14 protein-coding genes and 1 pseudogene are annotated in these 21,785 nt (G+C 70.4%); 10 read left to right on the top strand and 5 right to left on the bottom strand.

The window, feature by feature from the left end; genetic code table 11:
- Nucleotides 1-139: 139 nt before the first annotated feature.
- The 3 genes and pseudogenes from AB0M26_RS22535 to AB0M26_RS22525 all read right to left on the bottom strand — a co-directional run.
- Nucleotides 140-1,087, bottom strand: a complete 948-nt coding sequence (locus tag AB0M26_RS22535) for a Yip1 family protein (RefSeq protein WP_365263617.1) — start codon at nt 1,085-1,087, stop codon at nt 140-142.
- A 653-nt stretch (nt 1,088-1,740) separates the two neighbouring features.
- Complete coding sequence (locus tag AB0M26_RS22530) at nt 1,741-2,838, bottom strand: hypothetical protein (RefSeq protein ID WP_365263606.1); 1,098 nt, start codon at nt 2,836-2,838, stop codon at nt 1,741-1,743.
- An 886-nt stretch (nt 2,839-3,724) separates the two neighbouring features.
- A pseudogene (locus tag AB0M26_RS22525) lies at nt 3,725-4,135 on the bottom strand (esterase); the annotation flags it as partial.
- A 215-nt stretch (nt 4,136-4,350) separates the two neighbouring features.
- Between AB0M26_RS22525 and AB0M26_RS22520 the strand changes: the two are divergent.
- Nucleotides 4,351-6,996, top strand: a complete 2,646-nt coding sequence (locus tag AB0M26_RS22520) for a SpoIIE family protein phosphatase (protein WP_365263605.1) — start codon at nt 4,351-4,353, stop codon at nt 6,994-6,996.
- A 242-nt stretch (nt 6,997-7,238) separates the two neighbouring features.
- Here the strand turns inward: AB0M26_RS22520 and AB0M26_RS22515 are convergent, their stop codons facing one another.
- On the bottom strand, nt 7,239-9,503 hold the full coding sequence (locus AB0M26_RS22515) for a (Fe-S)-binding protein (RefSeq protein WP_365263604.1): 2,265 nt from the start codon (nt 9,501-9,503) through the stop codon (nt 7,239-7,241).
- A gap of 322 nt (nt 9,504-9,825) precedes the next feature.
- Between AB0M26_RS22515 and dnaK the strand changes: the two genes are divergently transcribed.
- The 8 genes from dnaK to AB0M26_RS22475 all read left to right on the top strand — a co-directional run bounded on the left by dnaK (nt 9,826) and on the right by AB0M26_RS22475 (nt 18,946).
- Nucleotides 9,826-11,682: a molecular chaperone DnaK gene (gene dnaK / locus AB0M26_RS22510; protein WP_365263603.1), complete on the top strand. Its 1,857-nt coding sequence runs from the start codon at nt 9,826-9,828 to the stop codon at nt 11,680-11,682.
- A complete protein-coding gene (gene grpE, locus AB0M26_RS22505; RefSeq protein ID WP_365263602.1) occupies nt 11,679-12,389 on the top strand; it encodes a nucleotide exchange factor GrpE in 711 nt (236 codons plus the stop codon). The genes dnaK and grpE overlap by 4 nt, the downstream gene beginning before the upstream one ends.
- A 45-nt stretch (nt 12,390-12,434) precedes the next feature.
- Nucleotides 12,435-13,616 (top strand): molecular chaperone DnaJ, encoded by a 1,182-nt coding sequence (dnaJ, locus tag AB0M26_RS22500; RefSeq protein ID WP_365263601.1) that lies wholly within the window; start codon nt 12,435-12,437, stop codon nt 13,614-13,616.
- Between the two features lie 16 nt (nt 13,617-13,632).
- Complete coding sequence (locus tag AB0M26_RS22495; RefSeq protein WP_365263600.1) at nt 13,633-14,091, top strand: helix-turn-helix domain-containing protein; 459 nt, start codon at nt 13,633-13,635, stop codon at nt 14,089-14,091.
- A gap of 329 nt (nt 14,092-14,420) precedes the next feature.
- The gene (locus tag AB0M26_RS22490; RefSeq protein WP_365263616.1) at nt 14,421-14,780 is read left to right on the top strand and encodes a cupin domain-containing protein; all 360 of its coding nucleotides are present in this window, start codon (nt 14,421-14,423) and stop codon (nt 14,778-14,780) included.
- A gap of 14 nt (nt 14,781-14,794) precedes the next feature.
- Nucleotides 14,795-15,088, top strand: coding sequence for a hypothetical protein (locus AB0M26_RS22485; protein WP_365263599.1), 294 nt, complete (start codon nt 14,795-14,797; stop codon nt 15,086-15,088).
- 498 nt (nt 15,089-15,586) lie between these two features.
- A complete protein-coding gene (locus AB0M26_RS22480; protein WP_365263598.1) occupies nt 15,587-18,277 on the top strand; it encodes an AAA family ATPase in 2,691 nt (896 codons plus the stop codon).
- A 135-nt stretch (nt 18,278-18,412) separates the two neighbouring features.
- Nucleotides 18,413-18,946, top strand: a complete 534-nt coding sequence (locus AB0M26_RS22475) for a YbjN domain-containing protein (RefSeq protein ID WP_365263597.1) — start codon at nt 18,413-18,415, stop codon at nt 18,944-18,946.
- Between the two features lie 116 nt (nt 18,947-19,062).
- Here the strand turns inward: AB0M26_RS22475 and AB0M26_RS22470 are convergent, their stop codons facing one another.
- A complete protein-coding gene (locus AB0M26_RS22470) occupies nt 19,063-20,292 on the bottom strand; it encodes a glycosyltransferase family 39 protein (protein ID WP_365263596.1) in 1,230 nt (409 codons plus the stop codon).
- A 273-nt stretch (nt 20,293-20,565) separates the two neighbouring features.
- Here AB0M26_RS22470 and AB0M26_RS22465 point away from each other — a divergent pair, with 273 nt between their 5' ends.
- A complete protein-coding gene (locus AB0M26_RS22465) occupies nt 20,566-21,771 on the top strand; it encodes an aminotransferase class I/II-fold pyridoxal phosphate-dependent enzyme (RefSeq protein WP_365263595.1) in 1,206 nt (401 codons plus the stop codon).
- Nucleotides 21,772-21,785: the final 14 nt, after the last annotated feature.

Raw genomic sequence — 21,785 nt, 5'->3', positions numbered from 1 at the left:
CGTCGGAAAACAGCTGAAGCACGGTGGAGACCCACGAAGTGGCGGGGCCGTGAGCCGTGTAGCGACGGACATGCAGAAGCCCCCGCCGTTGCGAATCCGTCCGGCAGGGGCCCCGTCCGCGTCAGTGGCGCGAGTGGCGCTACAGCGTGCCCAGCTTGAGCAGCGCCAGCAGCGCGATCAGCTGGATCGACGAGGCGCCCAGCGCCTTCGGCCACGGCAGGTCGTGCGACCTGCTCACCATCGAGGTGAACAGGGCCCCTGCCGCCACCCAGGTCGCCCAGCCGACGATCTGGACGAACGACGTGTTGCCGCCCATGAACATCGCGACCAGCAGCCGTGGGGCGTCGGTGATCGACATGATCAGCATCGAGAGGCCGACCGTCGGCTGCCAGGCGCCGTCGCCGCCGAGCTGCCGTGCCAGCGTGTGGGTCACCACGCCCATCAGCAGCGCACTGATCACGACGGCGATGCCGGTGCCGGCCACCGCCGGGATGCTGCTGGAGAGCGTGCTGTTCAGGGCGTCTTCGCGGGCCTTGCCGAAGCCGAAGAGCGCGAGCATGCCGTAGAGGAAGGTGACGATCAGCGCGGGGCCCCACACCGGGTGGTCACGCATCTGCATGAAGGTGGGGCCCGGCCGCAGCACGATGCCGCTCAGGAGCTGCTTCCAGTGGAGCCGCGGGCCGGCGGGCGGGGCGCCGGAGCCGGCGCGGTACGTGCCGACGTGGTCGCCGTACGGGTCGTAGCCCTGGTCCGGCCCGTACCCCGGTGCGTAGCCGCCGTGGCCGGACGCGTCCGGGGCCTCGCCTATGCCGAACGCCTGTGTGTGCCCGGGGTTGTTGGCGTACGGGTCGTGGCCGCCGTGACCGGCGTACGGGTCCGGGGCACCGAAGTACTCCGGCTCGTCGCTCCCGGCGGGGCCGCCGCGGCGGCCCTGTGGTTGCTGCCACTGCTGTCCGTGCGGTGGCGGGGGTGGCTGCCCGCCGTAGGGCCGGCCGCCCGGCCCGCCGTAGGGCTGTCCGCCGTACGGCTGCTGCTGCCCCTGCTGCCTCGCGGAGTCCCGGCCGCGTCCCATCCTGAATCCAGCCACCATTCGAACGTACCTGCTCGTACCGTTTGCCACGTCCGGGGTGGGCGATCGGGTGGGGTTTGCTGCTGAGCTGTGACATCCCCTAGGGGAAGCTGCTGGGGAAATCCCCGTGGTATCCGGGCCGGTCACAGCCCTATCCACCGATTCCACCGGCCGGTCCCGCTCGTACGGGCACGTCTCCCTCTCGTATCGGCTACCGGCCGGCTCCCTGCTCGTATCGGTTACCGGTTTCCCGCTCGTTCGGGTACCGGTCGGTCACCTTGCCACCGGCCGGCCGGGCCCCTTCCGCCGTGCCGGTCCCCTTCCGCCGCGCCGCGGCCCCGTCGCAGAGCCGGGCCGGTGTCGTTCCGCCGAGACCGTCCCGCTTCCCGCCACCGTGAAGTGCCGCAGACCCCGCATCGCCGGGCCGTCCGGTGTGCCCGGCAGCACCCGCCGGTCGAGTACGCGGTCGTCTCCCCCACCGGATGGAGGCGGAGGAGGCTCCCACCGGATGGAGGCGGAGGAGGCTCCCACCGGATGGAGGCGCAGGAGGCTCCGCGCCGGAGGCGATCTCCTGCAGCCCTTGTCAAGGGCCGCGATCATGGAAGAGGCCCGGTGGACGCGGAGCGTCTCACCGGGCCTCGGAGGCGTGCGGCGCGGGCTGTCGTCGCCCGCTAGCGCACGGACGAGCCCGCCATGTAGTTGGGCCAGTTGTGCTGCGGCGGAAGGTAGTTGGCGACCATGTCCTCCGGGATGGTGGACGGGGCCTCCCACCCGGAGGGCGTGACGCCGTTCCCGTACGAGTCGTAGGAGCCCGTGGAGTACGAGCCACTCGGAGAGCCCGTGGAGTACGAACCGCCCGTCGAGCCCGTGGAGTAGGAGCCGGTGGAGTACGAGCCGTTCGCGTACCCGCCGTTGGCGTAAGACCCGTTGGAGTAGGACCCGTTGGCGTACGAGCCGCCGCCGGACGGGGCGTTGGTGTACGAACCGCCGGAGGACACACCCGAATCACGGCGGTGGCGGCCCGACCGGTCCTCGGGGCCGACGCTCGGCTGAGCGGTGGTCAGACGGCCCTCGGCGGAGAGCTGCTGCACGCGCATGACCAGCCGGGCGAGGTCGAGCCCGAACTCCTCGGCCAGCACGCGCAGATCGATGCCGGACTGCCAGCTGTCGATGAGTACCAGGTCCATGGCGGAAGTCCACGCCGTCTCGCGCACGACCGGAATCTCGGCGGTCGACGTGATCGGGGACTCGTAGGAGGCCGGCGCCTGGACGTCGAGGTGTGAGGGCGTCTGATGCGTGTACTGCTGGTACGCGGGCTGGTGCTGGGACTGCGCAGGGTGCTGCGGGGTTTGCGCCGGGGGCGGCGGCGCGGGGGCCGTCTGGGGCTGCTGCACGGGGGGTGCGGCGTGGGCGGCGTGCGGGGTAGGCGCGGTGTGGGGGGCGGTGTGCCCGCCGTCCGGGGCCCCCTGCGGGACCATGTTCTCGGCAGCCTCGGCCGCGGCGGCGGAGGCGAGGACGTCGTCGGCCATGCGGCGGGCGTCCTCCTTGCCGACCGTACGGCGCGCGACCCGCACCTCGCGTTCGCTCAGCCCGAGCAGGTCCGAGACTGCGCTGTCGCTGCCGATGGTCACGGCGAAGGCCGCAAGCAGGCGCGATCGCTGGGCTTGCGTCTCGTCGAGTGCGCTCTGCGCCGACCGCACATGTTCATCGCTGACGCAGAAGGCCTCTGCCAGCACCGTGTTCCGGTTCCACAACTGCCGCGGCTCCATGCCGGATCCAACGCCCCGTGGCGTATTCAGGAAATCGGCACGGCGTTGGGCCCACCCGAAGAGACGATTCTTCAGACAGATGCCAAGAAGCGACTAAGGAATCGTCGGACTTATGGCTGTCCGACGGATGCGGGCCGGGCGAGCGCCTTACGGGCCGTGTCCGGAGCGCTGCGGCCGTACCCCGCCGGACGTGTGCTATCGGAGGGCGCGCGCGGACTTTGTGCAGGTCCGGGGGTGCCGGGCGACCGGTTGAGAGGGGCCTGGGCCCGGGGCGGCCGGGATGTGCGGGCCGACGGCACGAGCCCTTGGCCGCGGGCACAGGCGTCCAGGGGCGTCGCCGTACGGGCCGCGGGTTGACGTCGTACGGGCCGGCATGGGGCGATGCGACGGCGCCTCGCGTCGCGGTCGGCCGTCAAGGGCGCGATGACGCGCGCGCCCGACAAGGGACGTCCGCGCGGCACGGGAAGTCCGCGCGGTACGGGAAGTCCGCGCGGTACGGGAAGTCCGCGCGGTACGGGACGTCCGCACGGCACGGCAAGTCTGAGCGTGACGGGAGGTCCGCGCGGCAGGGAGGTCCGCGCGCACGGGACGTCCGAGCGGCACGGGAAGTCCGCGCGGCACGGCAAGTCTGAGCGCGACGGGAGGTTCGTGCGGCAGGGAGGTCCGCGCGCACGGGACGTCCGAGCGGCACGGGATGTCCGCGCGGTACGGGACGTCCGCCCGGCACGGGAAAGTCCGCCCGGCACGGGGAGGCCGACTGCCGCCGCAGGCGATCCATCAGGAGGCGCCGCCTTCGACCGCTCGGTCACGGTGCCGTCGGTAGGGAGTCGGTAGGGAGTCGGTAGGGAGAGGGGCCCTCCCTCCGGTCCGGTCGGCCCGGCGTGCGTCAGTCGTCGATCGCAGCGCCGAACCGGGCGTCCGCCGCCGCGGCCCCCAGGGCCCCGGCTCCGTACGTCCATGAACCGGTGGCCGTCACACCGGCGGCGGACGCCGGGAAAACCCAGACCGCGCCGTCGTTCGTGTTCTCCCCGGGGGCCGCGGCGAGGAGGCCGGACCTGCCGTCGCCGTCCGGGTCGGTCAGGCGCACCTGGCCGCCGAAGCGGTCCGCCTTCTCGGCCGTGCCGGGGACGCCCGTCGAGTCCTGGTTGACATCCTTGACCTTCGCCGTTGTCAGACCGTTCTGCGAGCCGCGGAGGACCCAGAGGGCACCCGCGTCCTCGAGAGTGCCGATGTCATCGCCCGCCGCCCCGACGGCCAGGTCGGCGTAGCCGTCGCCGTCGGTGTCTCCCAGCGATACCTTTCCGATGCCGGTTGGACGGCGGATGGGGTGGAAGGGCTGTGCGGGAAGGAAGGGGAACGGGCGTTCGGGGCCCCCGGCAGGGCGACCGCGAGAGGTCACTGCGCACCGGTCGCCCCCCGGCGGCGGGCAATGCTAGAAATAGGGACATGGCCGGTTCCTTCGGCCGATCCTGGGTCTCATCGGTCCGCTCGCTGGCTGGCCGGCGCCGGCGCATGACAATGGGCGTGCGAACCGTCGCCGGTCAGGTCTTCGTCCTGCAAGTCGCCGTCGTCGTGCTGCTCGTCATCGCCGCCGTCGTGGCACTGGTGCTGCAGTCCCAGAGCGAGAGCGAGCGCGAGGCCCGTAACCGGTCGGTCGCCGTCGCGGAGTCCTTCGCCCGCTCCCCGAGGCTCGAACAGGTCCTCAAGAGCCGCGAGCCCAGCCGGGAGCTCCAGCCGATCACCGAGGCGGCGCGCCACGCCTCAGGAGTCGACTTCATCGTGGTGATGGACCGGCGGGGCGTCCGGTACACCCACCCCATCCCCGACCGCATCGGCAAACGCTTCGTCGGCACCATCGAGCCGTCGCTCGCCGGTCGCGTCCTCACCGAGAAGGTGCACGGGCCGCTCGGCGAGGAGGTGCAGGCGGTCGTGCCCGTACGGGGGGCCAACGGCCGGATCATCGCCCTCGTCTCGGCCGGCCTGAAGGTCAGCAACGTCAGCGGCGCGGCCCACCGGCAACTGCCGCTCATCTTCGGGACGGGCGCGGCCGCACTCGCCCTCGCCACCGTCGGCACCGCGCTCATCACACGTCGGCTGCGGCGCCAGACGCACGGCCTGGACCCGGCCGAGATGACGCGGATGTACGAGCACCACGACGCCGTGCTGCACGCCGTCCGCGAGGGCGTGCTCATCATGGACGGCGACGGCCGTCTCGTCCTGGCCAACGACGAGGCGCGGCGCCTGCTGGACCTGCCGTTCGACGCCGAGGGGCGGAGCGTGAACGAGCTGGGCCTGGACCCGCGCACCGTCCAGCTCCTCGCGTCCGGCCGGGTCGCCGAGGACGAGGTGCACCTCGCGGGCGATCGGCTGCTGGCCGTCAACCACCAGCCGACCGACCGTGACGGCGGCCCGCCGGGCAGCGTCGCCACGCTGCGCGACACCACAGAGCTGCGTGCCCTCTCCGGCCGCGCCGACGTGGCGCGCAAGCGGCTGAAGCTGCTGTACGACGCGGGCGTGCGGATCGGCACGACCCTGGACGTGGTGCGGACGGCCGAGGAGCTGGCCGAGTTCGCCGTCCCCCGCTTCGCCGACTTCGTCACCGTCGACCTGACCGAGCCGGTGCTGAGGGGCGAGGAGTCGGTGGGCAGCGCGTCGGGGACGCGCCCCATGCGGCGTACGGCTCTCAGCGGCATCCGCGAGGACCCGCCGATCTACCCGCTCGGCCGGCTGATCACCTTCGCCCCCGGTACGCCGCAGGCCGCGGGCTTCCACTCCGGGCAGGCGGCCGTGGAGGAGGACATGACCGCCTTCAGCGGCTGGCAGGTGCAGGACCCCACCCGGGCACGAAAGATCGTCGAGTTCGGGATCCACTCGATGATGGCCGTGCCGCTGCGAGCCCGGGGCGACGTGCTGGGCATGGCGACGTTCTGGAGGTCGGTGAAGCCCGAGCCGTTCGACGAGGAGGATCTGTCGCTGGCCGAGGAGCTGGTGGCCCGCGCCGCACTGTGCATCGACAACGCCCGCCGCTACACGCGCGAGCACACCATGGCCGTCACGCTGCAGCGCAGCCTGCTCCCGCGGATCCTGCCCGAACAGAGCGCGCTGGACGTGGCCTACCGCTACCTGCCCGCCCAGGCGGGCGTCGGCGGTGACTGGTTCGACGTCATCCCGCTCCCCGGGGCCCGGGTCGCGCTGGTGGTGGGCGACGTGGTCGGCCACGGGCTCCACGCCGCCGCAACGATGGGCCGCCTTCGCACCGCGGTGCACAACTTCTCCGCCCTCGACCTCCCCCCGGACGAGTTGCTGGGGCATCTCGACGAGCTGGTGGCCCGCATCGACCAGGGCGAGGCGACGCACGACGGCGGCAATGTGCCGATCACCGGCGCCACCTGCCTGTACGCGATCTACGACCCGGGGTCGCGCCGCTGCACCATGGCCAGGGCCGGGCATCCGGAGCCGGCGCTCGTCCACCCCGACGGCAGCGTGGACTTCCCCGAACTGCCCGGCGGCCCGCCGCTGGGGCTCGGTGGCCTGCCGTTCGAGACGGCGGAGTTGGTACTGCCCGAGGGCAGCCGCCTCGTCCTCTACACGGACGGGCTCGTGGAGAACCGCGACCGTGACTTCGACGAGGGTCTCCACCTGCTGCACAGTGCCCTGGAGACCCACCCGGACCGTACGCCGGAGGAGACCTGCGAGGCAGTGCTGGACGTGCTGATGCCGGACCGGCCGAGCGACGACATCGCGCTGCTGGTGGCCCGTACGCGGGTACTGAACGGCGGGCGGGTCGCCGAGTGGGACGTGCCCTCCGACCCGTCGGCGGTGGCGCCGGTCCGCGCGGCGGTCGCGGAGAAGCTCGACGAGTGGAAGCTCGACGAGGTCGCGTTCACCACCGAGCTGATCCTCAGCGAGCTGGTCACCAACGCCATCCGGTACGCAAGCCCGCCGATCAAGCTCCGGCTGGTCCGCGATCGCACGCTGATCTGTGAGGTCTCCGACGGCAGCAGCACCTCTCCGCACTTGCGGCGGGCGGCTACGACGGACGAGGGCGGCCGCGGGCTGTTCCTGGTCGCGCAGTTCGCGGAGCACTGGGGGACCCGGTACACGCCGGAGGGCAAGGTCATCTGGACCGAGCAACCGCTGCCCCCGCCCATGCAATAGCAGCCGTACGGACACCCGCCTTCGTAGGGACAGCCCGCCTGCGTAGGGACATCCGCCTTCTCACGGACACCCGACTCCATACGGGCTCGCCTTAAGGAGCCCCGGTCCTTCGGAACCGGTCCGATCCGGTACGGACGGGCCCGCCCCGTTGGTACGGCTACGGCCGCCGGAGCCCCGGAAACGGCCGCAGCCGCTGCCGCGCGATTGCGGCAGCGGCTGCGGCCGCTACGGTGTCCCGCGCGTCACTTCACCGGCTCGGGCTCCGGCTCCTCGGCCGACTCGCCGTCCTCCTCGGGCTCGGCAGGCGTCTTCACCGAGTCGAGCAGGAGCTGGGCGACGTCCACGACTTGGAGCGATTCCTTCGCCTTGCCGTCGTTCTTCTTGCCGTTGACCGAGTCCGTCAGCATCACGAGGCAGAACGGGCAGGCGGTGGAGACGATGTCCGGATTCAGGGACAGGGCCTCGTCGACGCGCTCGGTGTTGATGCGCTTGCCGATCCGCTCCTCCATCCACATGCGGGCACCGCCGGCGCCACAGCAGAAGCCGCGCTCCTTGTGCCGGTGCATCTCCTCGTTCCGCAGGCCGGGCACCTTGGCGATGATCTCGCGCGGAGGCGTGTAGACCTTGTTGTGGCGGCCCAGGTAGCACGGGTCGTGGTACGTGATCAGGCCCTCGACCGGCGTGACGGGGACGAGCTTGCCCTCGTCGACGAGGTGCTGGAGCAACTGCGTGTGGTGGATGACCTCGTAGTGCCCGCCGAGCTGCGGATACTCGTTGGCGATGGTGTTGAAGCAGTGCGGGCAGGTCGCGACGATCTTCTTCTTGGACTGCTCGACGACCACGCCCTCGTCGGCGTCCTCACCGAAGGCCATGTTCAGCATCTCGACGTTCTGCTGGCCGAGTTGCTGGAAGAGGAACTCGTTGCCCAGGCGGCGGGCGGAGTCACCCGTGCAGTTCTCCTCGCCGCCCATGATCGCGAACTTGACGCCCGCGATGTGCAGCAGTTCGGCAAACGCCTTGGTGGTCTTCTTGGCGCGGTCCTCCAGGGCGCCCGCGCAGCCGACCCAGTACAGGTACTCGACCTCGCTGAGGTCCTCGATGTCCCTGCCGACGACCGGGATCTCGAAGCCGACCTCCTTGGTCCACTCCAGGCGCTGCTTCTTGGCCAGGCCCCAGGGGTTGCCCTTCTTCTCCAGGTTCTTGAGCATCGTCCCGGCCTCGCTCGGGAAGGAGCTCTCGATCATGACCTGGTAGCGGCGCATGTCGACGATGTGGTCGATGTGCTCGATGTCGACCGGGCACTGCTCGACACATGCGCCGCAGGTGGTGCAGGACCACAGGACGTCCGGGTCGATGACGCCGTTCTCCTCCGCCGTCCCGATCAGCGGGCGCTCGGCCTCGGCGAGCGCCGCGGCCGGGACGTCCTTCAACTGCTCCTCGGTCGCCTTCTCCTCGCCCTCCACATCCTTGCCGCCGCCGGCGAGCAGGTACGGCGCCTTGGCGTGCGCGTGGTCGCGCAGTGACATGATGAGCAGCTTCGGGGAGAGCGGCTTGCCGGTGTTCCAGGCGGGGCACTGCGACTGGCAGCGGCCGCACTCGGTGCAGGTGGAGAAGTCGAGGATGCCCTTCCAGGAGAAGTGCTCGACCTGGGAGACACCGAACTGGTCGTCCTCGCCCGGGTCCTCGAAGTCGATCGGCTTGCCCGCCGACACCATCGGCTGCAGCGCGCCGAGCGCGACGTCGCCGTCGGACTCGCGCTTGAACCAGATGTTCGGGAAGGCCAGGAAGCGGTGCCAGGCCACGCCCATGTTGGTGTTGAGCGACACCGTGATCATCCAGATCAGCGACACACCGATCTTGATCATCGCGGTGAGGTAGATCAGCGTCTGCAGGGTGGCGAGGCTCAACCCCTTGAAGGCCAGGACCAGCGGATACGAGACGAAGTACGCCGCCTCGTAGTGGTCCACGTGGTGGATCGCGCCCTCCAGGCCGCGCAGAGTCAGGATGGCGAGGCCGATGGTGAGGATGACGTACTCGACGAAGTACGCCTGCCAGGCCTTGGAGCCCGCGAAGCGCGACTTGCGGCCGGCCCTGGAGGGCAGGTTCAGCAGCCGGATCGCCATCAGGACGACAATGCCGACGACCGTCATCAGGCCGATGAACTCGATGTACAGCTCGAACGGCAGGAAGCCGCCGAGCAGCGGCAGGGTCCAGTCGGCCCGGAAGAGCTGGCCGTACGCCTGGGCGAGCGTCGGGGGCAGAGTCAGGAAGCCGACCGCGACGAACCAGTGGGCGAAGCCCACGATCCCCCACCGGTTCATCCGTGTGTGGCCGAGGAACTCCTTGACCACGGTGACCGTACGGGTCTTGGGATCGTCCGTGCGGCTGCCCGCAGGCACGGGCTGGCCGAGCTTCACGAACCGGTAGATCTGCGCGACGGCTCGGGCGATGAGCGCAACGCCGACCACGGTCAGAACCAGCGACACGATGATCGCGGCGAGTTGCATGCGGGGCTCCTCGGGCCTGCGGACGCGTCTGGGAGGGGCGGACAACCCCTTGCCGACAGCGCGGGGTTCCCAGACTTACTAAGCGGTAACTTTTCCAGTCTTGATGACATTACCCAGGATGGCAGGTCCCAAGAAGCCGCCCGGCCGGTGATCTGTGTCGCCCAGGGAACCCTTTCCTCCCTCCGGTCGCCCCGCTTGACCGTGTACTGACAGAAGCCTGAGCATAAGAGTTGAGTGGGGTCGACTCAGCTCTGTTGACAGGAAATTGTGGATCATGCACGCTTGAGCCTGTTCCACTCAAGTCAGCTGGAGGACAGAAACCATGGCACGTGCGGTCGGCATCGACCTGGGTACGACGAACTCCGTCGTCAGTGTTCTCGAGGGCGGTGAGCCCACCGTCATCACCAACGCCGAGGGCGCCAGGACCACGCCGTCCGTCGTGGCCTTTGCCAAGAACGGCGAGGTGCTGGTCGGCGAGGTCGCGAAGCGGCAGGCGGTCACCAACGTCGACAGGACCATCCGGTCGGTCAAGCGCCACATGGGCACCGACTGGAAGATCAACCTCGACGGCAAGGACTTCAACCCCCAGCAGATCTCTGCCTTCATTCTGCAGAAGCTGAAGCGGGACGCGGAGTCGTACCTGGGCGAGAAGGTCACCGACGCGGTCATCACGGTCCCGGCGTACTTCAACGACGCCGAGCGCCAGGCCACCAAGGAGGCCGGCGAGATCGCGGGCCTGAACGTGCTGCGGATCGTCAACGAGCCGACCGCGGCGGCCCTCGCGTACGGCCTGGAGAAGGAGGACCAGACCATCCTGGTCTTCGACCTCGGTGGCGGCACCTTCGACGTCTCGCTGCTGGAGATCGGCGACGGCGTCGTCGAGGTGAAGGCCACCAACGGTGACAACCACCTCGGTGGTGACGACTGGGACCAGCGCGTCGTCGACTACCTGGTCAAGCAGTTCGCCAACGGCCACGGCGTCGACCTCTCCAAGGACAAGATGGCCCTCCAGCGCCTCCGTGAGGCCGCGGAGAAGGCGAAGATCGAGCTGTCCTCGTCCTCCGAGACGACGATCAACCTGCCCTACATCACGGCGTCCGCCGAGGGACCGCTGCACCTGGACGAGAAGCTCACCCGCGCCCAGTTCCAGCAGCTCACCCAGGACCTGCTGGAGCGCTGCAAGACCCCGTTCCACAACGTCATCAAGGACGCGGGCATCCAGCTCTCCGAGATCGACCACGTGGTCCTCGTCGGTGGCTCGACCCGTATGCCGGCCGTCGCCGAGCTCGTCAAGGAGCTGACCGGCGGCAAGGAGGCCAACAAGGGCGTCAACCCGGACGAGGTCGTCGCCATCGGCGCCTCGCTCCAGGCCGGTGTCCTCAAGGGCGAGGTCAAGGACGTCCTGCTGCTGGACGTCACCCCGCTGTCCCTCGGCATCGAGACCAAGGGCGGCATCATGACCAAGCTCATCGAGCGCAACACCACGATCCCCACGAAGCGTTCGGAGATCTTCACGACGGCCGAGGACAACCAGCCGTCCGTGCAGATCCAGGTCTACCAGGGCGAGCGCGAGATCGCGGCGTACAACAAGAAGCTCGGGATGTTCGAGCTGACCGGCCTTCCCCCGGCCCCGCGCGGCGTCCCGCAGATCGAGGTCACCTTCGACATCGACGCGAACGGCATCATGCACGTCGGCGCCAAGGACCTGGGCACCGGCAAGGAGCAGAAGATGACCGTCACCGGCGGCTCCGCGCTGCCGAAGGACGACATCGACCGCATGATGCGCGAGGCCGAGCAGTACGCGGAGGAGGACCACAAGCGCCGCGAGGCCGCCGAGACCCGCAACCAGGCCGAGCAGCTCGTCTACCAGACCGAGAAGTTCCTCAAGGACAACGAGGACAAGGTCCCGGGCGACGTGAAGACCGAGGTCGAGGAAGCGGTCGGCGACCTGCAGGAGAAGCTGAAGGGCGACGACACCGCCGAGATCCGTACCGCGACCGAGAAGGTCGCCGCCGTCAGCCAGAAGCTGGGCCAGGCCATGTACGCCAACGCCCAGGCCGAGGGTGCCGCGGCCGGTGACGGTGCGGGTCCCGCAGGCGCCGAGGGTGCCAAGGCCGACGACGACGTCGTGGACGCCGAGATCGTGGACGACGAGAAGCCGAAGGATGGTGCCGCGTGACGGAGGAGACCCCGGGCTTCGACGAGCAGCCCGACGTCCCTCCCTCCTCGACCCCCTTCGGGGAGGAGGGTCCCCCCTCGTCCGCGCAGGGTCCGGGCCCTCAGGCTCCGGACGAGGCAAAGAAGGCCGGGGGGTCCGCCGGAGCGGCGGGCCCTGCCGGGCCGGCAGGGGATGGGCTGCAGACCGTCGGCCTGCAGGCCCAGTTGGACCAGGTCCGTACGGCGCTGAACGAGCGTACGGCCGACCTGCAGCGCCTCCAGGCCGAGTACCAGAACTACCGCCGCAGGGTCGAGCGGGACCGGATCACGGTCAAGGAGATCGCCGCCGCGAACCTCCTGACCGAACTCCTTCCGGTCCTGGACGACATCGGCCGTGCGCGGGAACACGGTGAGCTGGTCGGCGGGTTCAAGTCCGTCGCCGAGTCGCTGGAGACCATCGCCGCCAAGATGGGGCTGCAGCAGTTCGGCAAGGAGGGCGAGCCCTTCGACCCGCTGGTCCACGAGGCGCTGATGCACAGCTATGCGCCGGATGTAACCGAAACCATGTGCGTGTCGATCCTTCAGCCGGGGTATCGCATCGGCGAGCGAACGATCCGCCCCGCGCGGGTCGCCGTCGCCGAACCCCAGCCGGGCGCGCAGCCCAAGGGCGGCGCGGACGGCGACGCGCAGTCGGCGGACGAGGACAGCAGTGGCCCTGACGAGGGCTGACGGAACGGCAGGAGCAGGGGCAGGAGGAGAGGAGGGACGTCGAGGATGAGCCTCAGCAGGGACCTGTTGGAGAAGGACCTCTACAAGGTCCTCGGCGTCCCCAAGGACGCGACCGAGGCGGAGATCAAGAAGGCGTACCGAAAGCTCGCCCGCGAGTTCCACCCGGACGCCAACAAGGGCGACGCCAAGGCCGAGGAGCGTTTCAAGGAGATCTCCGAGGCCAATGACGTCCTCGCCGACGCCAAGCGCCGCAAGGAGTACGACGAGGCGCGCGCCCTGTTCGGGAACGGCGGCTTCCGCTCCGGTCCCGGCGCGGGCGGCACCGGCGGCCTCAACTTCGACCTGGGCGACCTCTTCGGGGGCACCCAGGGCGGGGCCGGCGGGGCGGGCGGCTTCGGCGGCGGCCTCGGCGACGTCTTCGGCGGGCTGTTCAACCGCGGCGGCCCCGGCGCGCGTACACAGCCGCGGCGCGGCCAGGACATCGAGTCCGAGGTGACGCTCAGCTTCACCGAGGCGGTGGACGGGGCCACGGTCCCGCTCCGGATGTCCAGCTCCGCCGCCTGCAAGGCGTGCTCCGGAACCGGCGACAAGAACGGCACACCCCGGGTCTGCCCGACCTGTGTCGGCACCGGCCAGGTCTCGCGCGGCGGCGGTGGCGGCTTCTCGCTCACCGACCCGTGCGTGGAGTGCCGGGGCCGCGGGCTGATCGCCCAGGACCCGTGCGAGACGTGCAAGGGCAGCGGGCGTGCCACCAGCTCCCGCACCATGCAGGTCCGCATCCCCGCGGGCGTCTCGGACGGCCAGCGGATCCGGCTGCGCGGCAAGGGCGCTCCGGGCGAGCGCGGCGGCCCGAACGGCGATCTGTACGTGGTCGTGAAGGTCCATGCGCACCCGGTCTTCGGCCGCAAGGGAGACAACCTCACCGTCACCGTGCCCGTGACGTACGCGGAAGCGGGGCTCGGCGGCGAGATCAAGGTCCCCACGCTCGGGGGGCCGCCGGTGACGCTCAGATTGCCGCCCGGTACACCGAACGGTCGGACGATGCGAGCCCGCGGCAAGGGCGCTGTGCGCACGGACGGCACCCGTGGCGACCTGCTGGTCACCGTCGAGGTGGCCGTACCCAAGGACCTCGGCGAGAAGGCGAAGGAAGCGCTGGAGTCGTTCGCCGAGGCCACCGCGGATCACGATCCGCGGGCGGAGCTGTTCCAGGCCGCGAAGGGAGCATGAGATGGACGGCCGAGGCATGCCAGGAGGCAGGGGCGGCAGGAGCCGCAATCCCTACGAGCTCACCGACGAATCCCCTGTCTACGTCATCTCGGTGGCGGCTCAGCTCTCGGGCCTGCACCCGCAGACCCTGCGCCAGTACGACCGGCTGGGCCTGGTGTCCCCGGACCGTACGGCCGGGCGCGGCCGCCGCTACTCGGCCCGGGACATCGAACTGCTCCGTCAGGTGCAGCAGCTGTCCCAGGACGAGGGCATCAACCTCGCCGGTATCAAGCGCATCATCGAACTGGAGAACCAGGTCGCGGCACTGCAGTCGCGCGTCGCCGAACTCCAGCACGCCTTGGAGGGCGCGGCGGCGACGATGCAGCAGCGGGAGGCGGCCGTCCACGCCTCGTACCGCCGTGATCTGGTGCCGTATCAGGACGTCCACCAGACCAGCGCGTTGGTCGTCTGGCGGCCCAAGCGGGGCGCCGAGTAGCGCTCGGCGGCGTACAGGAACGCCACGGACCCTTCCCGCGGAAACGGGAGGGTCCGTGGCGTCTCTGTCGTCCGGAACCCCCGGCCTCCGGAACCCCCGGCCTCCGGAACCCCGGTCCCCGGAACCCCGGTCCCCGGAACCGTCGGCGGTCCGGAACTGTCGGCAGCCCGGAACCGTCGGCCGTCCGGAACTGCCGGCTGTCCGGAACCACCACGCAGGGCAGCCGTATCGGCCACTGGGTGATCGGCCCGGCTCCGCCTGGCGGCTCCCCCGGAGGGCGGAGCACCATGGAGGTGTGGCCCGAAATGGGAGGTATTGCCATGACCGCCATGATGGAAGTCAAGACGATCGAGAAGCCGGATGAGCGGCGCGACTTCCCCAGCGGCCACGTCGAAGCGCTCCACCTCACCGGTCTGGACTTCGCCGTGGCCACCATGGAACCCGGCTGGCGTTGGTCCGAGTCCGTGGCGCCGATCGCCGGGACGAAGAGCTGCCAGGTCCACCACCAGGCATTGGTGGTGCACGGCCGCTTGCGCTTCCGGATGGACGAGGGCGGCGGCGAGGCGGAGGTCGGCGCCGGAGACGTGTTCGTCTGCCCGCCCGGGCACGACGCCTGGGTCGTCGGCGACGAGCCGTGCGTGGTGTACGACTTCGCCGGTGGGATGGCTGCGGAGTACGCGAAGCCGTAGGAGGTCTGAAGCTCATGACATTCGTACAGGTCATCGATTACGAGACGACGCGCGGAGAGGAGATGGAGCGGGTCTTCGAAGAGTGGCTGCGCGCCACGGAGGGCAAGCGGACGCTGACCCGCGAGATGCACACCAAGGACCGCGACGATCCCACTCACTATGTCGACATCGTCGAGTTCCCCTCGTACGAGCAGGCCATGATCAACAACGATCTGCCGGAGACACAGCGGGTGGCCGAGGAGTTCCGGAACCTGTGCTCTCGTGAACCTCGGTTCATGAACCTGGAGGTCATCGACGAGCAGCGGTAGACCGCTGCGGCCCGCGTGCCCGGCCCCGGTCGGCCGTGAGCGTCCGAGGACGTGGATCGGTCCGGGGCCAGGGTGCGTCCGTGCGTTCGGGGGCTGGTCAGGGTGCGTCCGTGCGTCGGAGGCGGGTCCGGGGCTCGTCGGCAGGTCCGGGGCCGGTCGGTAGGCAGGTCCGGGGGCCGCCTGCGGGGCCGGTCGGTAGGCAGGTCCGGGGGCCGCCCTGTGGGGCCGGTATCGGCAGCAGGTCGGGCGCCGGACGCGGCCCGCGCGAGGGACGCGTCGGTCCATGCGGACGAGGCCCGGGCTGCGCACATTCCGACGTACGTACCCCGGCCCGGCTCCAGCCGCGTGATTCCAAGCTCGACGGCTCTATCTTGAGTGGAATAGACTCAACTTACTGCAGGTTGTATCTGGCAGGATTGAGGCGGGCGGGACCGGCGCCACCGGCCCGCCGCACCGAGTGACGACGCCGCCGAGCGATACGAGGAGGAGTGCACACCCGTGGATGCCGAGCTGACCAACAGGAGTGAGGAAGCCCTGAGCGCGGCCGGCAGGCGCGCCGTGTCCGCAGGGAACCCCGACTTCACCCCCGTGCACCTGCTGCTCGCACTGCTGGAGGGCGAGGAGAACGAGAACCTCCAGGACCTGCTGGCCGCCGTCGAGGCCGACATGGCGGCCGTACGGTCCGGCGCCGAGCGGCTGCTCGGCTCGCTCCCCACCGCCCAGGGATCCACCGTCGCCGCACCGCAGCCCGACCGTGCCCTGCTCGCCGTCGTCGCCGACGCCGGTCAGCGCGCCAAGGAGCTGGGCGACGACTACATCTCCACCGAGCACCTGCTCATCGGCATCGCGGCCAAGGGCGGCAAGGCCGGTGAACTCCTCGACCAGCAGGGCGCGAGCGCCGAAAGGCTGCTCGACGCCTTCGAGACGATCCGCGGAGGACGACGCGTGACCACGCCCGACCCGGAGGGCACGTACAAGGCCCTGGAGAAGTTCGGCACCGACTTCACGGCCCTGGCCCGTACGGGCAGGCTCGACCCGGTCATCGGCCGTGACACCGAGATCCGCCGTGTCGTCCAGGTCCTCTCCCGCCGTACGAAGAACAACCCCGTCCTCATCGGCGAGCCCGGCGTCGGCAAGACCGCCGTCGTCGAGGGACTGGCACAGCGGATCGTGAAGGGCGACGTGCCCGAGTCGCTGAAGAACAAGCGCCTGGTGGCGCTCGACCTCGGCGCGATGGTCGCGGGCGCCAAGTACCGCGGTGAGTTCGAGGAGCGGCTGAAGACCGTTCTTGCCGAGATCAAGGAGAGCGACGGCCAGATCATCACGTTCATCGACGAGTTGCACACCGTCGTCGGCGCGGGCGCCGGCGGTGACTCCGCCATGGACGCGGGCAACATGCTCAAGCCCATGCTGGCCCGCGGCGAGCTGCGCATGGTCGGCGCGACGACGCTCGACGAGTACCGCGAGCGCATCGAGAAGGACCCGGCGCTGGAGCGCCGCTTCCAGCAGGTACTGGTCGCCGAGCCGTCCGTCGAGGACTCGATCGCGATCCTCCGCGGTCTGAAGGGCCGTTACGAGGCGCACCACGGTGTGCAGATCGCGGACTCCGCCCTGGTCGCCGCCGCCTCGCTCTCCGACCGCTACATCACCTCCCGCTTCCTGCCCGACAAGGCCATTGACCTTGTCGACGAGGCCGCCTCCCGGCTCCAGATGGAGATCGACTCCTCACCCGTCGAGATCGACGAACTCCAGCGCGCCGTGGACCGGTTGATGATGGAGGAGGAGTCGCTGCTGGCGGCCCAGGCCGGGGAGAAGGAGCGCAAGCTCCTCAAGAAGCAGGACCGCGAGAAGGACCTCTCCCCGGACGCGCGCGACCGCCTCGACCGGCTGCGCAAGGACCGCGCGGAGAAGGAGGAGAAGCTGCGCGGCCTGCGTGCCCGGTGGAACGCCGAGAAGGAGATCCACAACCGCGTCGGCGACCTGAAGAAGCGCCTCGACGAGCTGGAGACCGAGCTCGAACTTGCCGAGCGCAAGGCGCCGGAGACCGGTGACTGGGTCACCCCCGGCCGTCTGCGCTCCGAGGTCATCCCGCAGACCCGCAAGGAGCTGGAGCAGGCCACCGCCGAGCAGAAGGCCCTCGAGGGAATGGTCGGCGAGGAGGTCACGCCGGACGACATCGCGAGCGTGGTCGCCTCGTGGACCGGCATCCCCGCCGGGCGGCTGCTGGAGGGCGAGACCGAGAAGCTGCTGCGCATGGAGGAGGAGATCGGCAAGCGGCTGATCGGCCAGAGCGAGGCCGTCCGCGCCGTTTCCGACGCCGTACGCCGCTCCCGCGCGGGCATCTCCGACCCCGACCGCCCGACCGGATCCTTCCTCTTCCTCGGCCCGACCGGTGTCGGCAAGACCGAACTGGCCAAGGCGCTCGCCGACTTCCTCTTCGACGACGAGCGGGCCATGGTCCGCATCGACATGAGCGAGTACGGCGAGAAGCACTCCGTCGCCCGTCTCGTCGGGGCCCCGCCCGGCTACGTCGGCTACGAGGAAGGCGGCCAGCTCACGGAGGCCGTGCGCCGTCGCCCGTACAGCGTGGTGCTGCTCGATGAGGTGGAGAAGGCCCACCACGAGGTCTTCGACGTCCTGCTGCAGGTGCTGGACGACGGACGGCTTACCGACGGCCAGGGCCGGACCGTCGACTTCCGCAACACCATCCTCATCCTCACCTCCAACCTCGGTTCCACCTATCTCGTGGACCCGGCGCTCAGCGAGGACGTCAAGCGGGACAAGGTCCTGGAGACCGTACGGGCCTCCTTCCGCCCCGAATTCCTCAACCGCCTCGACGACGTGGTGGTCTTCCACCCGCTCGGCACCGACCAGCTCAAGCGGATCGCACGGATCCAGATCGACCATCTGCAGCGCCGGCTGGCCGACCGCCGGCTCACGCTCGACCTCACCGACGAGGCGCTCGAGTGGCTGTCGCGGCTGGGCCACGAGCCGGTGATCGACGCGCCCGACGCCGGACCGGACCTGGCGTACGGCGCGAGGCCGCTGCGCCGCCTGGTGCAGACGGCCATCGGCGACCAGCTCGCCCGCGCGATCCTCGCCGGCGACGTCCAGGACGGGGACACGGTGCGTGTGGGTCTGGACCGTGACGGCAACCGGCTGACCGTCGGCGCCCGCACGAAGGACTGACCACCCGGTCCGGCCCCACCACCGGGACCGGGCGGGCGGCCGTACACGCCGCCCGACCGGTGGAGTAGACCGGGGTTGCAACGACGGGGCCGGTGTGAGGGAGGATGGCAGGAACCGTACGAAGGGAAATCCACGGTGACTATCGACCCGTCCTCGATTCCGAACTTCGGGGGCCAGCCCGAACCGCAGCAGTCGGGGCCGGTGGGCCCCGTCATCCCCGATCAGGACCTGGTCAAGCAGCTCCTCGACCAGATGGAGCTGAAGTACGTCGTGGACGACGAGGGTGACCTCGCCGCGCCGTGGGAGCAGTTCCGCACGTACTTCATGTTCCGCGGGGAGGAGGAGCAGCAGGTCTTCTCGGTCCGCACGTTCTACGACCGGCCGCACCACATCGAGTCCAAGCCGCAGCTTCTGGAGTCGATCGACGACTGGAACCGCCGCACGCTGTGGCCGAAGGTCTACAGCCACACCAACGACGACGGCACCGTCCGCCTGATCGGCGAGGCGCAGATGCTGGTCGGCACCGGCGTGAGCCTGGAGCACTTCGTGTCCAGCACAGTGAGCTGGGTGCGTGCCTCGATCGAGTTCGACCGCTGGGTCGTGGAACAGCTCGGCCTGGAGAAGGACATCGACTCCGCGGGGCCCGACGACGAGGGCGACGAGGAGTAACTCCCCTCCGCCCGGCGCCGGTCGGGGACGCGGCGCCCGGAGGGCCAGGGCGTCATGCCCGGAAACGGGGCCGCGCAGGGGGAGGTGAACGGGGGCCCGGGCGGGGCGGGCCGGCCCTACGGCGCCGACGCCGCGATCGCCAGCAGATACGTCCCGTAGCACCACGAGAGCCCGGCCAGCGCACCTGCCGTCACCACGACGGTGCGCGTCCGGGCTCTCGCCATGCCCACCGCCAGCGGCAGCAGCAGCGGGAACGCGGGCAGCAGAAAGCGCGGCTTGCACCCGAAGTACCGTGCGCCGCCCAGGGCGATGACGAACAGCACCCCGCTGTACACGACGAGGGCGAGCGGCGGACGGTCGAGCAACAGCAGCACGAAGAGCACCAGCGCGACCGAGACCAGCGCAATCGTCATCGGGTAGGGCAGGCGCATCGGGCCCAGCACCGTACGGCGGACCGTCTCCCAGCCGTCCTGGCCGAAGTCGAACTTCGAGCCCCACCCGCGCTGCACCGCGAAATAGCCGAACAGGGGGCTCCCCTTCCGCCGGCCCACCCACAGGACATAGCCGGTCCAGCCCAGTGGGGCGAGCGCAGCCCCCGCCCAGAGCCGCCAGTCCTGGCGGGCGGAGAGCGAGAGGCTGTCGGGAGCGCGGTTCCGCCAGAGCTGGCAGATCTGCCATGCGGCGCCGAGCGAGACCGCGGCCGCCACCGCGACACCGTTCGGGCGGGAGAGCCCGGCGAGCGCCGCGAAGGTACCCGCCCACAGCCACCGTCCGGTCAGTGCCGCGTACAGGGCCCAGGCGGCGAAGGCGGTCATCAGCGACTCCGTGTACGCCATCGACTGGACGATCGCATGCGGCAGCACGCCCCACAGGACGACGAGCAGGACGCCCGCCCGGCGGCCCGCCAGCCGCTCGCCCACCGCGTAGATCCCCCAGGCGGCCACGGCCGCTGCCGCCCAGGACACCAGCAGCGCGGCCTCGACGAACCCGAGGGACAGAGTTGTCCGCAGACCGCGGACCAGCAGCGGGTAGAGCGGGAAGAACGCCAGGTCGTTGTAGATGTGGGACGGGTCGGTGCCGTGCACGACCGTGCCGTAGCCGTGTTCGGCGAGCCGCACGTACCAGACGGAATCCCAGGAACGGCCGAGCAGCCTGCCCGGCTGCTTGCCGGCGTGCCAGGACCACAGCGCCAAGACGAGCAGCCCGCACAGGCGCACCGCGGCGTAGATCCCGAGTGCCGGTGCCGCCCGCCGCAGGGCCTTGCGCGCCTGCCCGTGCCACCCCGACCGCAGCCGTACGGGCCTGTCGTCTCCGGCGCGTACGGGCAGGCGGGTGTCGGCTGGCACGACAGGCACCTCCGGTGCGGCGCAGCGGGCGGACGCGGACCCGCCCCCGCGCTCACGCGAGGAGGATCCTGCACCTCCGACCTTGCGCGGAGCCTCAGCTCCGGGCGACCGCAGACGCCCGGCGGTGCCCTGAAGTGCACCCCATCGGCCCACGCCCCGGCGCCCGGTCGCATCAGCCCGCGTTCACCCGGTGCTCGGGACGGCCCGGCCGGGCCGCGGAGGCCTATCGTGAGGGCCGAACCTCCTGACTGATGGACTCGGGGAACGGGACGCATGGATTCGATGGAAACGACGGACAAGCGCGGTGCAGGCCAGGCGTGGTGGGGGCCTGCGACGAGGGTCCGCGACATGGGGACGTCGATCTTCACGGAGATGACGGAGCTGGCGCGGAGCACCGGGGCCGTGAACCTCGGCCAGGGCGTTCCGGAGCTGGAGAGCCCTGCCGCACTGCTCAAGGGTGTGGCGGACGCCGTGCTGTCGGGGAACAACCAGTACCCGCCCGCGGTCGGTTTCCCCGCGTTGCGCGAGGCCGTCTCCGAGCATCAGCTCCGCCGCTACGGCCTGGACTACCGCCCGCAGGGCGAGGTGCTGATCACTACGGGTGCGACGGAAGCGCTCGCCTCCGCACTGCTGGCCCTCTGTGATCCCGGTGACGAGATCATCGCCTTCGATCCCTGCTACGACGCGTACGCGGCGGATGCCCGTCTGGCCGGCGCGCGTCTCGTCGGTGTTCCGCTCGTCCTCGACGGCGACGGCTTTGCGCTCGATGCCGACGCGCTGCGCGCTGCCGTCACGCCGCGTGCTCGGGTGCTGATTCTCAACACCCCGCACAACCCGACGGGCAAGGTGTTCACGGCCGACGAGCTGGCCTCGATCGCAGAGGTGTGCCAGGAGCACCGGCTGACCGTGGTGACGGACGAGGTGTACGAGCACCTGGCCTATGACGGCACTCGCCATGTGCCGATCGCGACGCTGTCGGGAATGCGGGACCGGACGCTGATCATTTCGTCCGCGGGCAAGACCTTCAACGTCACGGGCTGGAAGATCGGTTGGGTCTGCGGCCCGGCGCCGCTGGTTGCCGCCGTGGGGGCGGCGAAGCAGTTCCTGACGTACGCCTCGGGCACGCCCTATCAGGCAGCACTGGCACAGGCACTCGACTCGGTGGAGGAGTGGGCTGCGGAGCTTCGGGCGACCCTGCGGCGGAACCGGGATCTGCTCAGCGACGGCCTGGCACGGGCGGGCCTGCACCCCTACCGTGCGGATGCCGGTTACTTCGTGCAGGCGGACGTACGGCCGTGGGGCTACGAGGACGGTGTGCAGTTCTGCCGGGAGCTGCCACGGCGGGCCGGTGTGGTGGCCATTCCGACCTCTGCCTTCTACGTGGGCGCCGGTGCTCCGGCCTGGCTGGCCCGGTTCTCGTTCTGCAAGCGTGAGGACTCGATTCGCCAGGCCGTGGGCCAGTTGACCCGAGCCCGTTGAGCGCCGCTCGGCGA

This window comes from Streptomyces sp. NPDC051776, from assembly GCF_040681345.1.
Classification (GTDB): Bacteria; Actinomycetota; Actinomycetes; order Streptomycetales; family Streptomycetaceae; genus Streptomyces.
This window is presented reverse-complemented; position numbering and strand designations above follow the sequence as displayed.